Below are 16,241 nucleotides of genomic sequence, written 5' to 3'. Positions count from 1 at the left end.
CTATTATTTTTTTATCCCCAATAAAAACAAACTCACCAATCTGTGCCGGCCTATAATTTTATACAGATACAATAACTCATCTAACAATATGTATATCTAAAGGATATACTGACCGGTAATTAGTTTGCCATTAGCTCTTATTAAAACTTACTTGTTATGAAAAAGCTATCTTGTTCAGGCCTTGTTCATCCATTTTTTTTGATCATTATCATTATTTTGATCTCAATTCCGATGGGTTTCTATGGCATGTATCTCTATATTGCCCCATCTTTGCCTGAAATGTCTACGCTTAAAAAGGCGCCTTTATTAAAGCCTTTACAAGTTTTTAGCTCAGATAATGAGCTCATTGCAGAGTATGGTGGCAAGCTTTCTGTTCCTGTGAATTATGAACAGATTCCGAAAGAATTTATTCACGCCTTCCTCGCTGCAGAAGATTCCAGTTTCTTCGAACATAGCGGCATCAGTTTTAAAGGCTTAGGACGTGCAGTCAGTGAAACCATTACCGGCTCTGATGTACAGACTGGTGGTTCGACCATTACCATGCAGGTCGCCAAAAACTACTATTTAAGTCCCGAACGTACTTTAAAACGTAAGCTGACTGAAATTTTCCTGGCACGTAAAATAGAACAGAATTTAAGTAAAGAAGAAATTCTGACTTTATATGTCAATAAAATTTTCTTAGGGAAAAATGCTTACGGCATCGCGGCAGCAGCGAAAATCTATTACAACAAAAGTTTAGATGAGCTTTCTATTGCGCAAATGGCAATGATCGCCGGTCTTCCTAAGGCACCTTCTCGCTACAATCCAGTGGCCAATCCTAAACGTGCACTGGAACGCCGTAACTGGATTTTAGGTCGTATGCTGCAATTGGGTTATCTGAATCAAAGCCAATATCAGGAAGCCATTGCTGAACCGATTAAACTGGATATGCCTGACCGCAGTACGCGTAACAAATTTCCCTATGTCGGTGAAATGGTTCGCTCTGAACTGGTAGAAAATTTTGGTGAACAGGCCATAGATTCAGGTTATAAAGTTTACACGACGATCCACAGTGAACGTCAGGCTTATGCTGAACAGGCGGTACAGGATGGTTTAGAAGCTTATGATCGTCGTCATGGCTGGCGAGGTGCTGAGGCTCATGATCAGCCCCTGCAAAATTTCCGTGTCTATGCCAACACTTACCCTGCTGAAGTGACTAAGGTCAACAATAATAGCTTTGAAGCATTGATGCAGGATGGTACAACCGTAACTGTGCCTTGGTCAGGCATGTCCTGGGCTCGTCCTTATCGTAGTGCAAACAGTGTAGGTGCTGCACCAAGCAGAGCATCACAGATTGTTAAAGTTAAAGATATTGTTCGTTTAAGACCTAACGAGAATAAAAGTTCCTGGGCACTGGTACAAACACCTCAGGTACAGGGCCAATTAATTGCATTAAACCCGAATAATGGTGCGATTGAAGCCATCGTCGGTGGTTATAATTTTTATCAATCCAAATTTAACCGCGCGACTCAAGGCTGGCGTCAGCCGGGTTCAACCATTAAACCTTTTGTTTATGCCCTGGCTTTAGAACGTGGTATGACTCCGTATACCATGGTGAATGATGCACCTATTACCATTGGTAAATGGAGTCCGCGTAATTCGGATGGTCGTTATTTAGGGATGATTCCTTTACGTCGTGCTTTATATCTGTCACGTAACACGGTTTCAGTTCGTCTATTACAAACTGTCGGTATTGAGCGTACACGTCAGTTATTTATGGATTTTGGCTTGCAGAATAATCAGATTCCACGTAACTACACCATTGCTCTAGGTACACCTCAGGTTTTACCAATCCAGATGGCCACTGGTTATGCTACGTTCGCCAATGGCGGTTATCGGATTCAGCCACATTTTATTACGCGTATCGAAGATGCCTATGGCAAGACTATTTTTGAGGCTAAGCCTGAATATGCCTGCATCTCGTGTATTAATGCTCAGGAAGAAAGCCCTCAACCAACAGGCGCGCTCACTCCTGATGATGAAGCCATTGAAATCAATAACAAGACCCTAGCGCAAAAACCAGAGACACCAAAAATCTCGGCTGAAGACAGTAATTACCGTCAGGCAGAACGTATTTTAAAATCTAGTTCTGCTTATGATATGGCCAATATCCTGCGTGATGTGATTCAGCATGGTACAGGACGTGCTGCTTTAAGAATTGGTCGTAGCGATATTGGGGGTAAAACCGGTACCACCAATGATGCTAAAGATGCCTGGTTTGCAGGTTTTAATGGCAAGCTAGTCACCGTTGCCTGGGTCGGTTTCGACCAGCCAAAAACTTTAGGTCGCCGTGAATACGGTGGCGTGGCAGCCTTACCAATCTGGACCGACTTTATGGGGAATGCCTTAAAAGGTACACCAGAAGCTTGGGTTCGCCTGGATCGTAATGCTAAAGCACCAATTAACCGTAATAAAGTAGTGCAAGGTGAGCAGGAACAATATGATCCGTCTTCTCCACCTTTAGCGACGCCTCTGTATCGCCCTGCCCCGGTTGTAGCACCTAAACGACAAAGCAATGATTTTGAAGATTTGCCTGATCAGGAAATCCGCATACCGGATGATGAAAGAGTGGCGCCAAGAGACCAGCCACCACAGCCAAATCGGGTGGTGGATCCTTTGGAAAACTTGATTGAAGAAATTGAATAATCTGAACTAATAAAAAATCCCTCATTATTGAGGGATTTTTTATTTCTAGATTTTAAATTTATTTCTTCTGAAATACATAAATCTGGAATTGGGCCATTAAATCAAATTGATCCTGCTGCTCAAGTGCCAAACGGCGTTCAGGTTTAGCTTTATAAGCATAGGGAGTCATAGCAATCAGGTTTTTTAAATCTGCTTGAGCCAAAGTCATTGGTGCATCAATCACCTGTTCACTTACCAGATTAAATGCATCCTGCAACTGCTCAACAAATTTATGTGGCTCGTGTGCTTTTACTTCCTCAAATAAGGCTTCACGCATCGCATATAAATGTTGTGGTGCAGGGGTTACCACCATCAAATAAGATTTTGCCTTTAATACCCGTAAGATTTCTTGTTTTGGAATTGGGCTAAATAAGCTGGTACACAGATCAATAGATTGATCCAGCACTGGCAAGGTCGCCCCTGTCCCTACCACCCAGGTAATTTCTTTATTCAGTTTAGCTGCAACCTGAACTGCATTTTTGGCAATATCTACACCGACACATTGCATTACTTCAGCCTGCATGGCATTAGTGTAATAACCTTCGCCACAACCAATATCGAGCAGGTTTTCAATCCGCAGCTCACGGATTTTCTTGACCACAGCCTGTTGCAGAGGTGCATAGTGACCTGCACTCAGAAATGCACGACGTGCCTGCACAGATTCAGGCGTATCACCCGGATTTTTACTATGTTTATGCTGCACTACATGCAGATTCACATAACCCTGCTTGGCCACATCATAGCTATGCTGATTGTCACAGCGCCATGTACGTTCATTTAAGCGTAACTGCTCACGACAAACAGGACACATCAGTAGGTTCATTTTTTAATTTCTCCAAAACAAAAAAGCCGGCATGCGCCGACTTTTTCAAATGCATTTCTTAGCGTAATTTTAAGGTCATTAGGCCCAAAACTACCAGCATAATCGTAATAATCCAGAACCGGATGACGACTTGAGTTTCACGCCAACCTTTCTTTTCATAATGGTGATGCAAAGGTGCCATCAGGAATACCCGTTTATTACGCATTCTTAATGAGCCGATTTGCAGGAAGACTGAAACTGCTTCTACCAGGAATACACCTGCCATAATCGCAAACACGATTTCCTGACGCACCATCACGGCAATTGTACCCAGCATTGCACCTAAAGATAATGCACCGACGTCACCCATAAACACTTGAGCTGGGTGAGCGTTATACCAGAGGAATGCCAGACCGGCACCAATCATCGCAGCACAGATGACTACCAGTTCGGAAGAATATTTCACATAAGGAATATGTAAGTAGTTAGCGAAACGTACATCGCCTGCCAGATAAGCAAATACCCCTAAACCCGCTGCAACCAGAACAACTGGCATGATCGCCAAACCGTCTAGACCATCGGTCAGATTTACGGCATTGGATGCACCATTAATCACGAAGTAAGTGAAAATAATGAAGCCAATTCCCAGCGGAATCACGGACAATGGAATGGTGTGATCCTTAAAGAATGGAATCAGCACATCCAGCATATTGGCAGTCACTACCGGATTCGGTTGCTGCTGTGCGATCACATACAGTGCAATACCAGCACCGATTGAACCTACAGACGTCCAAAAGAATTTCTTGCGTGCAGGTAAACCGGCATTGTCCTTATAACGGATTTTAATCCAGTCATCCGCCCAGCCCACGGCGCCGAAAATCACCATCACCGAGAGCACAATCCAGACATAAGGATTCGTCAGGTCTGCCCACAGTAAGGTGGAGATCCCGATCGAGAGCAGGATTAACACCCCACCCATAGTCGGTGTACCCATTTTCTTGGCATGATTCTCAGGAGCAAACGAACTTACTGCCTGACCATATTTTAGTGCCTGCAATTTACGGATCATGATCGGACCCAACACCAAACCGATAGTCATAGCGGTCAAGACGCTGAGCAAAGCACGTAAAGTTAGATAACGAACCACCTGAAACGTGCTATCAAAGCCCGCCAGATGATCAAATAGCCATAACAGCATTTAGAGTTTCTCCATCAATGCAGCCATCAATGTTTCCATATGGGTAAAACGTGAACCCTTGAACAGGAAAGACATTGGCTGGGGATGATGTGTTTCAATCAAATCAATTAAAAACGGTAAAGCCTGCTCTTGATTCAGGAAAGCCTGCATTTTCTTACCATATTGCGTACTACGTGCACCTTCTTGTGCAACTGGGGCAAATTCACCCACAGCCACCACAAAATCAATGCCTTTGACCGATACCAGATCCCGACCAAGTTTATAATGCTCGATTGCAGCAGATGAACCCAGTTCACCGATATCGCCGGTCACCATCACTCGAATGCCCTGCTGCTGCGCTAAAACTTCAGCCGCTGCACGCATCGAGCTTGGATTGGCATTGTAGGTATCATCAATAAATAAAAAATCTTTATGCGGTATAAAGTTCAAACGACCTTTGGCACCAACAGCTTGTTCAAGGCCAGCCACGATATCATCCAGACTAATACCAATTGCCAAAGAAAAAGCCACCGCTGCAGTTGCGTTTTGCACATTGTGTTCACCAGCAAATGGTAGATTTACGGTTTTACTGCCTTGTGGTGTATTTAGCGTGAAAGTCGCAGATTGCGGATGTAGTTCTACGTCAGTTGCATAGACATCACCGCCCTGACCAAAACTCAAAGTTTTCTCGGTTTTGGCGGCTGCACGGATTTGCTCGGCATAATCATCTGCTGCAGGCACAATCGAAGTTTCAGAAATATGCGAATAGATTTCAGACTTGGCGCGACAAATCCCATCACGGCCACCAAACTCACCTAAGTGTGCGGTACCGATATTAATAATACCGGCCGCGTGCGGCTGTACCAGATTGGAAGTGTAATCAATTTCACCCTGATGGCTTGCACCCAATTCCATCACCGCATACTGATGTTCAGCACGCAATTCCAGTAACATCATTGGGACACCCAAATCATTATTCAGGTTACCGCGAGTGACTAAAGTCGGTGCCAGACGCGACAGGATACTACCCAGCATTTCTTTGGTCGTGGTTTTACCGCTACTACCAGTCAAAGCAATGACTTTAAGCTGTGAGTTTTGCTGACGACGATAAGCGCCAAGATGACCCAATGCCAGACGAGTATCTTCAACTACTAGCTGGCAAATATCTGCGTCAACAGGTTGGCTGACAATCGCGATTCCACAGCCCTTCTCAGCCACTTGAGCGATAAAGTCATGCGCATCAAAACGCTCACCTTTAAGTGCCAGAAAAGCATCCCCTGCTTCGGCATGACGGGAATCAGTTAAAATCCGCTTAATCTGACCTTCAGGTTTTTTATCATTCAGCCAATAACCATGAGTGGCTTGCTGTAACTGTTCAATTGTCCATGGCTCTAGAGGCACGGTACTTGTTGTTGAAGTATGCATGTGAAATCCTAATGCGCTGGAAATGCTAAATCACGGTTGTGATGCTGGGCATCAATTGCGGCCTGTACCTCGACCACATCATCAAACCAATGTCGCACCCCATCAATCTCCTGATAATTTTCGTGTCCCTTACCGGCAATCACTACAATGTCACCTGGCTGCGCCTGGTCGACTACAAAGCGGATTGCTTCACGACGGTCATGAATTTCATGATAGCTTTTGTTTGAAAAATCGATACCCTGCTTCATGTCAGCGAAAATCTGGTTTTGATCTTCAGTACGTGGGTTGTCCGAAGTCAGCACTGCAATATCAGCGCCCTCAAGTGCAGCCTGTGTCATCAACGGACGTTTGCCACGGTCACGATCACCGCCACAGCCAAAAGCAACCCAGAGTTTTTGGCTGACATGGCGCTTCAGCGTAAGCAAGACCTGATTCAGGGCATCTGGAGTATGCGCATAATCCACGACAAATAAACGCTCATCATCACGAATGACCTGCATACGGCCTGGTGCACCTTTCAGCTCAGGCACAGTTGCGATTAAATCGGCTAATGAAAATCCCGCCTGCTCTACCACAACTAGGCTCGCAACCAAATTTTCGATATTGAAATGACCTAACAAAGGACTATGCACAGTAAATGTATCTTGTGCAGTGATCAGTTTAAAGTCAGCACCGGAAATACTGTACTGGATATCCTGAACCCGATAATCGGCTGCTTGCGACAAAGAATAAGTCAAAATTTTCGGTTGGTTTGGATTGGTTTTTGCAGCATTCAGCATCACCTCTGCATGTGCGTCATCAATATTGATGACTGCAACTTTCAGAGATTCAAAGCTGAATAAACGCGATTTGGCTTCTGCATAAGCTTCCAGCGTACCGTGATAGTCGAGATGATCTCGACTTAAATTGCTATAAGCCGCAATTTCAATCGCACAACCATTCAGACGGCTCTGCTCCAGACCATGCGAACTCGCTTCAATTGAGGCAAATTCCGCACCTGCCTGTGCATAGGCATGCAAGGCATTTTGCAATTGCAGGGCATCGAGTGTGGTATGAGAAGAGGCTTCCAGATTCGGCAAAATACCATTCCCTGTAGTCCCCATAACTGCACAGGCTTTGCCTTGCAGCATCAGTAACTCAGCAACCAGACGGGAAATCGTGGTTTTACCATTGGTGCCGGTTACAGCCAGAATACGGGCAGCATTGACTGGCTGAGTCGCTTGCAGATAGCGCTTCTGCCACTCGCCCATCAGGTGACGGACATTGGGTACTACCAAAGCTGGAGCAATATCCAGATCTTGTTCTGAAATCACGGCCAGTGCACCCAATGACAGGGCTTTCTTGGCATATTCTGCGGTTTTTTCAGGTTGAGACAAGCTGGTCAGGGCAATAAAAATTTGCCCCAGTTTAACTTTGCGACTGTCCAGTTCGAGACCCTGAAAGGATTGTCGCATCCACTCAGCAGGTTCCTGAACGGTGTAGAGATCTTGAAATGTAATTGACATTGATCACCTATTTACTGGACTTTGGGAGATTCTAAAGGTTTGTCCAACGGGACATTCAGCAGGCGTAAAGACTCCTGCATCACACGGGCAAAGACGGGTGCAGATACCGTACCACCATAGTAGGTGCCTTGTGGGTTTTCTACCACCACCACCATAGCGATCCGTGGGTCACTGACTGGTGCCACGCCGGCAAATAAAGCACGGTATTCATTGGTCGAATAACCTTTACGGTCGGCACGCAATTTATGCGCAGTACCCGTTTTACCTGCAACACGATAACCAGGTACGGTTGCACGGGTTGCTGTACCACCAGGCAAAGTTGCTGTTTCCATCATCAGCAGAACCTGTTCTGCGATTTGAGGATCAATCATCTGCTCGCCTTGTGGCTGTTCTTCCAATTTATACAGACTTAAAGGCACTTTCACACCTTTGTTCGCCAGCATGGCATAGGCATCAGCCAGTTGCAGCACAGTCGCATTCAGACCATAACCATAGGCCATGGTTGCTACTTCAGATACATTCCATTTACTTGGCGGCAGAATCAGACCGGAACTTTCACCCGGAAATTTCACTGCGGAACGCTGACCAAAACCAAGACGCTTATAGAAAGTCGGTAAAGTTTCATAAGGCAGTGACAAAGCTAATTTAGCTACACCGACGTTTGATGATTTCTGGATAATGCCACCCAGTGTCAACTGACCGTAGTTATGCGTATCACGAATAGTGTGGTTTCCGACCCGCATACTACCTGGACTCGTATTGATCACCGAATTGGCCGTATATTTCCCGCTTTCTAGAGCCATCGCCACTGTTAGCGGCTTCATGGTTGAACCCGGCTCGAAGGAATCGACAGCGCCACGGTTACGCATTGCGTCTTTATTTAATAAGCCATTCTTGTCATTCGGGTTATAAGAAGGCCAAGAAGACATTGCCAGAATTTCACCAGTTTTGACATCGACTGCAATCGCCGTTGCGGAGCGGGCATTATTGGCGACACCCGCTGCAGTGAGTTCACGGTACATGATGTACTGTAAACGTGAGTCGATACTCAGGGTAATATTTTCACCCGGCTCGACTTCTTTAATCACTTCCGGCTCTTTAACGCGGTTGCCTTTTTTGTCACGGATAATCTGCTGTTCACCATCCTGACCGGCAAGACGGGTATTCAGCTGCATCTCCAGACCTTCGATCCCAGTTCCTTCACTATTGGTCAGACCAATAATCTGGGAGTTTGGCTGCGGCTGCGGATAATAGCGCTTATAGTTTTTCTCGGTATAGACGCCTTGGAAATTACGCTTCATGATCAGTTCTGCCTGTTGTGGCGGCACTTCTTTTTTCAGGATCAGATAACGTGAACGTGGACGCTCTTCCATTTTTTTGCGCAATTCAGCACGATCCATACCCACTGCATCAGCCAGCTCATCCAGATTCAGGTTTTTATCTGGGAGTTGACGTTTCAGTTTACGGCTATTCGGCTCTTTCTGTAGCGCCAGCATGGTCTCATCATAAAGTTTTTTATTATCAAAATAGTCACGTGGGTCAATCACGATTTTCATAATCGGCGTACTGATCGCCAGCGGAATACCATTACGATCATAAATTACTCCACGCATAGCCTTGATGGTATTGGTTCGCAGAATATTGGCATTGGCTTTATTTTGCAGAAAATCCTTATTAATAATCTGCACATAAAAAGCTCGGCCGATCAGTGTTACAAAACACAGCAGCACCACGGCCCACATGATGTAAAAACGGTTGATATAAACATTTAAGGCATTTTTCTCGGTGACGGACTGCTTTTTACGTACCGGTTGCTTCTTTCTCTTGTCTACCATGTTCGAGCGCTAGCCTTATTTTTTCTCATCTGAAGGTTGTGGTAAGGAAATTACGACACTCTGTGAAATCGGAGGTGAATACATCCTTAACTGAGTCACTGCACGGGTACCAATCTGCGCGGTCGCACCAAAGGTCTGCTGTTCAATCAGCAAACGTCCCCACTCTGCATTCAGGTCATCCCGTTCACGCAGATAGGTACTCAGTTTGCGGTTATCCTGACGGTATTCAAAGACCTGGAAGACGACAAATACCGCACTGATGAAGACCATCAACATTAATATGAGGTAAACAATGACTTTTTTCAGCCATAACTTTTCTGTTTTTTTATCAACCACTTCAGTTTTCATGATGTGCCTATTAAGCTAAACGTTCTGCCACGCGCAGCCATGCGCTACGTGAACGAGGATTGGCTTTAACTTCCTCATCACTTGCCTTGACCCGGGCGATTTTCTTTAAACGTCGCGTATCCTTTTGTTGTTGCGGCATTCCCCAGCCTGAATCTTCTTCAAGCGTTGATTCTTTTTGAATAAACTGCTTAATCAACCGGTCTTCCAGTGAGTGGAAGCTGATGACAGCCAAACGTCCCTCTGGTTTTAAAATTTCAACCGCTTGAGGGAGGAAAGTTTCAATATCTTCTAATTCTTTATTAATAGCAATACGAATTGCCTGGAAAGTTCGGGTGGCAGCATGTTTATTTTTTTCCCATTTTGGATGGGCAACTTTCACAATTTCCGCCAGTTTGGCTGTGGTATCAATATATCCAGCAGCCTTGATCGCTTTGGCTATACGGCGACTATAACGCTCTTCACCATACTGAAAAATCACATTAGCCAGTGCTTCTTCTTCAATATCTACCAGCCATTCGGCTGCAGTCGGACCTTGCGAGTTGTCCATGCGCATATCCAGCGGGCCATCTTTCATAAAGCTGAAACCACGTTCTGCCTGATCCAGCTGCGGTGAAGACACCCCTAAGTCAGCCATCACACCATCTACACTTGCAATACCCTGCTCAGCCAGTGCCTGTTTTAAATCAGCGAAGCTGGCATGAATAATTTTAAACCGTGAATCTTCCTGTTCCAGTTCTGCAGCAACAGCCAATGCTTGCGGGTCTTTATCGAAGGCGTAGACGCGTGCATTTTCATCCAATTTGGAAAGCAATAAACGTGTATGCCCACCGCGGCCAAAGGTTCCATCCACATAAATTCCCGTATTGCGACCAGCCAATAAGGCATCAATCGTTTCGTGAAGTAATACAGAAATATGTGACATAAAAACTCAATCAATAGGGCGAAAAATTTAACTGCACATTATCACTCTGTTTAGCTAAAGCTCCAAACGACTTTTTGTAGATAAATATTAATTTCTATAGAGAAAACCGTTTTTATTTTTCGACAGTCGATAAAAAAGCCTCCATCGAGGAAGCTTTTTTTATATTTTAAATTTATTTTTTAATCAATGGATTAACGCTTCGAATTATAGATCTGGTCGAAGATCGCGCCATTCACAAAGTGAGTTTTCTGTGCATTGGCCCAGCCACCGAACACTTCATCAATGGTAAAGGTTTTAATTTTCGGGAACTGTGATGAATATTTGGCTAAGACTTTCTCATTACGTGGACGATAGAAATGTCGTGCTGCCATGTCCTGACCAAGTGGAGAATAAAGATAGTTGATATAACCTTTAGCTAACCATTTGTTGCCATTTTTATCCACTGTACGATCTACGATGGCTACAGAGGGTTCAGTCAAAATGGTCAAAGATGGATAAACGATATCAAACTTATTTTTACCCAGAGTTTTTTGCGTTACCAGAGCTTCATTTTCCCAAGTTAACAGCACATCACCAATATTACGTTCAGCAAATGTAGTCATCGATGCACGTGCAGCAGAGTCCATCACTTTGACGTTTTTATAAAGCTTGCCGACAAATTCTTGGGCTTTGGCTTTGCTACCACCCGGCTGTTTCTCTGCATAACCCCAAGCTGACAGGTAAACCCAACGTGGCAAACCACCCGTTTTCGGGTTTGGTGTAATAATTTCTACGCCCGGTTTAGTCAGATCTTTCCAGTCTTTAATTCCTTTAGGGTTACCCTTACGCACCATGAAGACAATCGTTGAAGTATAAGGTGCAGAATTATGCGGGAACTCTTTTTGCCAGCCTGGCTGAATCTGGCCAGATCTTACGATCTCTTCAATATCGTTTGCCAATGCCAAGGTAACCACATCACCTTTTAAACCGTCGACCACAGAACGGGCCTGTTTACCTGAACCGCCGTGTGACTGTTTAAAGTTCACATCAATACCGGTTCGTTTTTTCCAGTAGGCACCAAAAGATTTGTTAAATTCGTCATAGAATTCACGGGTTGCATCATAAGAAACGTTCAGGAATTCACGATCCGCGGCTTGGCTCGCAGTTGCAGTAAATGTCAGACCTGTTGCCAATAAGGCAACACTAACCAGTGATTTTAATTGAGTTTTCATAAGAGCATCGGGAGATTATCTTCATTAGATATAACTATATGAAATAAAGTTATTTTTCGCAATTGAGCAAACAAAGTGCATACAGGGTAATATTTAGTTATTTTTTGTTTTAATTTCATGTTTTATATAAGGCGGATTCAAGCGGCAAGTGCAACAGTATAAAAACCAGCCATAACTTCACTCGGTGTATACCAACCTAGTGTTTTTCTAGGACGATGGTTGAGTGCAAATTCTATCTGCTCTATTTGTTCGTTTGACACGCCATCCAACGATGATGATTTTGGCAGATATTGACGGATTAAACCATTCGTATTTTCATTTCTAGCTCGCTGAATAGACTTGTAAGGATCAGCAAAATACGTCTCTATGCCAGCATCAGTAATTCTTTTGTGTTCGGAAAATTCTTTGCCATTATCAAATGTCACACTATAAGCATGGCTCATTTGTAAACGATCTAATGCACAAGTAATCGTTTGAGAGGATGCTCTTGTTGGCCCTAAATGAACAATATGTACATACAGGCTCTTTCGATCAACGAGAGTCAATAAAGCACCTTTATGATGTTTACCAATCACCGTGTCACCTTCGAAATCTCCTAAACGTTGTCGTTGATCAATGACCTGGTCTCGGCAGTGAATACTTGTTTTATCAATGATTTGACCCCTACGATCCGTGTTTTTGTAACCGCGTTTTCGATATTTCTTCTGATGCCTTAAATGTAGATGAAGTTTACCGCCTTTTGATTTATCTTGATAAATGTACTGGTAAATCCACTCATGTGAAGGTACATCCAGCCAACCGCGTTGTGTTAAAGCACCTGAAATTTGTTCGGGTGACCAGTCCAAACCAATCAAATAATCAATATAAGCGAAGGCAAATGCTGTCATTGATGATGAAGGACGGTACCGTCTTTGACTTGCAAATTTAGCTGCCTGTTGAGCTCTATATCCACGTTGCCCAGTATTTCTTTTTAATTCACGGTAGATGGTTGATCGTGAACGTCCTAATTCCCGAGCAAGGGTAGCGATTGAACTTTTACTTTTCAAAGTAGCATAAATTTCGTATCTTTCATCTTGAGAAAGTTGGGTGTATTTCTTCATTGTGTGCTTTCCAATTGCGAGTTGAAAAAGTCTAATGATTCTATGAATACACCTAACTTTTTCAACTAACTACAAATGTGTTGCACTTGGGATTTGAATCTGCGTAATAAAAATATCTAGATTAAAGACTTATTCTATTTTTATAGCATTTTATGCTTTAGATATAAAAAAAACGGATAATTAATTATCCACTTTCTAAATTAAGGTTCGGTAATTAAAATCATTTACGGTTTTCCGCAGAGATCTGATCGTAAATTGCTCCATTCACAAAATGGGTTTTCTACGCTTTTGCCCAGCCGCCAAAGACTTTATCAATAGTAAAAGTCTGGATTTTTGGGAATTGAGCTGCATATTTCGCTGCTGCTTTGGCATCACGTGGACGGAAGTAGTATTTTGCTGCCAGCTCCTGCCCTTTTGGTGAATATAAATAGTTTAAATAACCTTTGGCCAAATTACGGTTACCATTTTTATCCACGGTCTTGTCGACAATCGCCACTGAAGGTTCAGCCAGAATGGAAATTGAAGGATAAATAATTTCATATTTATCTTTACCCAGACCTTGCGTCGCCAATAACGCTTCATTTTCCCAAGAGAGTAATACATCGCCGATCCCGCGTTCAGCAAAGATCGTTAAGGAACCACGCGCACCTGAATCCAATACTTTGACATTGGCATAGAGTTTTTTCACCAGTTCTTTGGCTTTGGCATCATTACCACCTGGCTGTTTTAGGGCATAACCCCAAGCCGACAGATAAATCCAGCGCGGTGCACCACCGGTTTTTGGGTTTGGCGTAATAATTTCAACGCCTGGTTTGGTTAGATCATTCCAGTCTTTAATCTGTTTTGGATTGCCTTTACGAACCAGAAATACAATCGTAGTGGTATAAGGAGCCGAATTACTTGGGAACTCTTTCTGCCAGCCCTTTTTGATTAAGCCTGCATTAACGATTTCTTCGATGTCATTGGCCAGTGCCAATGTGACTACATCGGCCTGCAAACCACCGACCACAGAGCGTGCTTGTTTGCCTGAACCGCCATGCGACTGTTTAAAATTGACTGCTTGCCCGGTTCTCTGTTTCCAGAACTTGCCAAATTCTTCATTATATTCCTGATAGAATTCGCGGGTCGGATCATGGGAAACGTTGAGAAAGTCTTTAGCAGCATAGCCAGGAATGGCACTTCCGCCAAGTAATACTAAAATAGTAGAAGTTATTATCTTTTTCATGATTGGAGCTCATTGCTAATTTATCTTTATCCAGCACTATATAAATAAAAAAGCACTTAACAATCATGTGCTTATAATATTTTATCCAATCATATTCTATTTTTGATCTCTGTACACGACAAATTTCACAGAACCCTTATCCTATCAGGGTTCTGCCTTCTTAAAATTGCCAAAATTTCCTTAAACTCTTCTTTTTTCCCAAAACCAATTAAACGCTGAATCGCCATTTGAACATAGTCTAAACCATAGCGAAATAAACTCATTGAGAGTCGTCCATGCTTCTTTATTTTTATCGCTTTTTTTTGATCATGTTGCCATTCACCCGTTAAGTAACACCAACAGAAGCTTATAGCTAACACCGCAATCAATTTTTTCACTCGTCTAGGGTCTGTCAAGCGCGTATTTTCAAGATTAAACCCGCGTCCTTTGAGACAACTGAATAAGGTTTCAATTTCCCAGCGTAATGCATAATCCTGAATAGCATTGGCATTAAACTGAGGAGAAACGACGAGTAAAAGCTCTCCATTTTCTAACTGTAGTGCACTTATATATAGTTTCACCCGACCAACCAAAATCCGTCGTTTACGACATTCAATTTGACCAACTTTAAGATGGCGAAATAAATCACTAATTTTATGATTCTTTCCTAAATGATTGGTGACAATGAAGTTTTTTTAACACGAATGCAGAAGTTGATGTCTTGTTCAATTAACCATGTAAACCACTGCTCACCGATAAACTCTCTGTCTGCGAACACATTCACAATACGGTCTTTACCAAAAATGGCTATAAAGCGTTGAATCAAAGCAATACGCTCTTTCGTATCTGAATTTCCACGTTTATTAAGCAATGTCCAAAGGATAGGTATCGCTATTCCACGATAAACGATTGCGAGCATCAGGATATTAATATTTCGTTTTCCCCATTTCCAATTGGTTCTATCTAAAGTCAGTTGCACTTGGTCGAATGAAAACATATTGAAAATCAACTGAGAAATTTGACGATAATCAAAATACTGACCTGCAAAGAAGCGCTGCATACGTCGATAAAATGATTGTGGTAAGCACTTGATGGGCAAGGCTTTAGATGCAGAAGAAAGATTACATGTTTGCTTTAAAATAATCACAAGCATGATGAGCGCAAAGCACTTTAAATGTGACTTGTTCCATTTTAGATATTTGTTTAAGATAAGATATAACTCATTGAGATGTGTCATAGTATTCGTCGTTAGAAAACAATTATTATGACATTATTTCAATGAGTTATCTATTTTTGTCGTGTACAGAGATTTTTGATATATATGCTCACAATTCATTTCGGATACATTTTCACCTAAAAATTTAATATCCTGCTACAATATAAGACAGTTCTTCACGATCTCTACACAGTTATCTGTTACAAATAGGCAACTTAAATGTGGAAATTCTGAAATTTAGTAATTTTCCACAGAGAAATATTAGTTTTTTGTAAAAAATGTGACCTGGTTCTACTTTTTTATATCTGAATGTGATTAGATTGTAGCCAGTATTATAACAACATTTTTAACAAAACAAGATTAACCAGAGCTAAGGAGGAAGTTTGGATATGAAATTTAAAATATTCACAGCCAGCATCCTAAGTCTTATCATGCTGTTCTCGATTCAACTTGGCCATGCTGTAGTTGTAAAAACAGAGCTACCTAAAGCCTCTGTAAATGCAATTGAAGTGAAAACCTCACCAATTGAAAAAGCAATTCAGCAACATAAAGCTGATAAAAATGCTTTTCATACTGAGGATGAACTTAAAGCGCTGACTGCGTTCAAATCAAATCCGACTCAAAGCTTTTTTGCAGCTCAAAACCTGCGCTTTACCCGTTTTGTGCAAAGTATTTTTTCTCCGAGCAATTCATAAGACTTAGTTTTAGTTCTCCACCTTCGTTATATTTTGCTCATCCTGAAAAGCCACATCATTCAATGTTGAATAAAGCA

13 protein-coding genes are annotated in these 16,241 nt (G+C 42.7%); 2 read left to right on the top strand and 11 right to left on the bottom strand.

The genetic code is table 11. The features are described 5' to 3' along the window. The first annotated feature begins 156 nt into the window (after positions 1-156). Positions 157-2,685, top strand: coding sequence for a penicillin-binding protein PBP1a (ponA, locus tag C3F22_RS00240; protein ID WP_104425611.1), 2,529 nt, complete (start codon positions 157-159; stop codon positions 2,683-2,685). Positions 2,686-2,743: 58 nt separating this feature from the next. On the opposite strand, the gene C3F22_RS00235 is transcribed toward ponA, so the two are convergent. The 11 genes from C3F22_RS00235 to C3F22_RS00185 form a co-directional block, all read right to left on the bottom strand. Continuing rightward, positions 2,744-3,547, bottom strand: coding sequence for a putative RNA methyltransferase (locus C3F22_RS00235; RefSeq protein WP_005233583.1), 804 nt, complete (start codon positions 3,545-3,547; stop codon positions 2,744-2,746). Positions 3,548-3,605: 58 nt separating this feature from the next. Beyond that, complete coding sequence (mraY, locus tag C3F22_RS00230) at positions 3,606-4,724, bottom strand: phospho-N-acetylmuramoyl-pentapeptide-transferase (RefSeq protein ID WP_005233582.1); 1,119 nt, start codon at positions 4,722-4,724, stop codon at positions 3,606-3,608. Then, positions 4,725-6,128 carry a UDP-N-acetylmuramoyl-tripeptide--D-alanyl-D-alanine ligase gene (locus tag C3F22_RS00225; protein ID WP_104425610.1) on the bottom strand — a complete coding sequence of 468 codons (1,404 nt, stop codon included), beginning with the start codon at positions 6,126-6,128 and terminating at the stop codon, positions 4,725-4,727. An 8-nt stretch (positions 6,129-6,136) separates the two neighbouring features. Further along, a complete protein-coding gene (locus tag C3F22_RS00220) occupies positions 6,137-7,633 on the bottom strand; it encodes a UDP-N-acetylmuramoyl-L-alanyl-D-glutamate--2,6-diaminopimelate ligase (protein ID WP_104425609.1) in 1,497 nt (498 codons plus the stop codon). An 11-nt stretch (positions 7,634-7,644) separates the two neighbouring features. Next, complete coding sequence (gene ftsI / locus C3F22_RS00215) at positions 7,645-9,468, bottom strand: penicillin-binding protein PBP3 (protein WP_005233578.1); 1,824 nt, start codon at positions 9,466-9,468, stop codon at positions 7,645-7,647. A gap of 15 nt (positions 9,469-9,483) precedes the next feature. Next, positions 9,484-9,816, bottom strand: a complete 333-nt coding sequence (gene ftsL, locus C3F22_RS00210) for a cell division protein FtsL (RefSeq protein ID WP_004787146.1) — start codon at positions 9,814-9,816, stop codon at positions 9,484-9,486. Positions 9,817-9,826: 10 nt separating this feature from the next. Then, positions 9,827-10,738: a 16S rRNA (cytosine(1402)-N(4))-methyltransferase RsmH gene (gene rsmH, locus C3F22_RS00205; RefSeq protein ID WP_005233576.1), complete on the bottom strand. Its 912-nt coding sequence runs from the start codon at positions 10,736-10,738 to the stop codon at positions 9,827-9,829. A 191-nt stretch (positions 10,739-10,929) separates the two neighbouring features. Further along, the gene (locus C3F22_RS00200) at positions 10,930-11,949 is read right to left on the bottom strand and encodes a sulfate ABC transporter substrate-binding protein (protein WP_104425608.1); all 1,020 of its coding nucleotides are present in this window, start codon (positions 11,947-11,949) and stop codon (positions 10,930-10,932) included. A 137-nt stretch (positions 11,950-12,086) separates the two neighbouring features. Continuing rightward, entirely contained in the window at positions 12,087-13,049 is a 963-nt protein-coding gene (locus C3F22_RS00195) for an IS30-like element IS18 family transposase (RefSeq protein WP_005233574.1), read from the bottom strand. Positions 13,050-13,329: 280 nt separating this feature from the next. Next, a complete protein-coding gene (locus C3F22_RS00190) occupies positions 13,330-14,274 on the bottom strand; it encodes a sulfate ABC transporter substrate-binding protein (RefSeq protein ID WP_005233573.1) in 945 nt (314 codons plus the stop codon). A gap of 125 nt (positions 14,275-14,399) precedes the next feature. Next, a protein-coding gene (locus tag C3F22_RS00185) for an IS4-like element ISAba1 family transposase (RefSeq protein WP_085940413.1) occupies positions 14,400-15,490 on the bottom strand; the annotation gives its coding sequence in 2 pieces (ribosomal slippage) (positions 14,400-14,950 and positions 14,950-15,490; 1,092 coding nt in all). A gap of 368 nt (positions 15,491-15,858) precedes the next feature. Here C3F22_RS00185 and C3F22_RS00180 point away from each other — a divergent pair. Continuing rightward, on the top strand, positions 15,859-16,164 hold the full coding sequence (locus C3F22_RS00180) for a hypothetical protein (protein WP_005233572.1): 306 nt from the start codon (positions 15,859-15,861) through the stop codon (positions 16,162-16,164). The last annotated feature ends 77 nt before the right edge of the window (positions 16,165-16,241 follow it).

Origin of the sequence: Acinetobacter sp. ACNIH1, from assembly GCF_002934695.1 — a bacterium.
Classification (GTDB): domain Bacteria; phylum Pseudomonadota; class Gammaproteobacteria; order Pseudomonadales; family Moraxellaceae; genus Acinetobacter; species Acinetobacter variabilis.
Note: the sequence above shows the minus strand (reverse complement) of the source record. Positions and strands in the feature narration are given on the sequence as shown.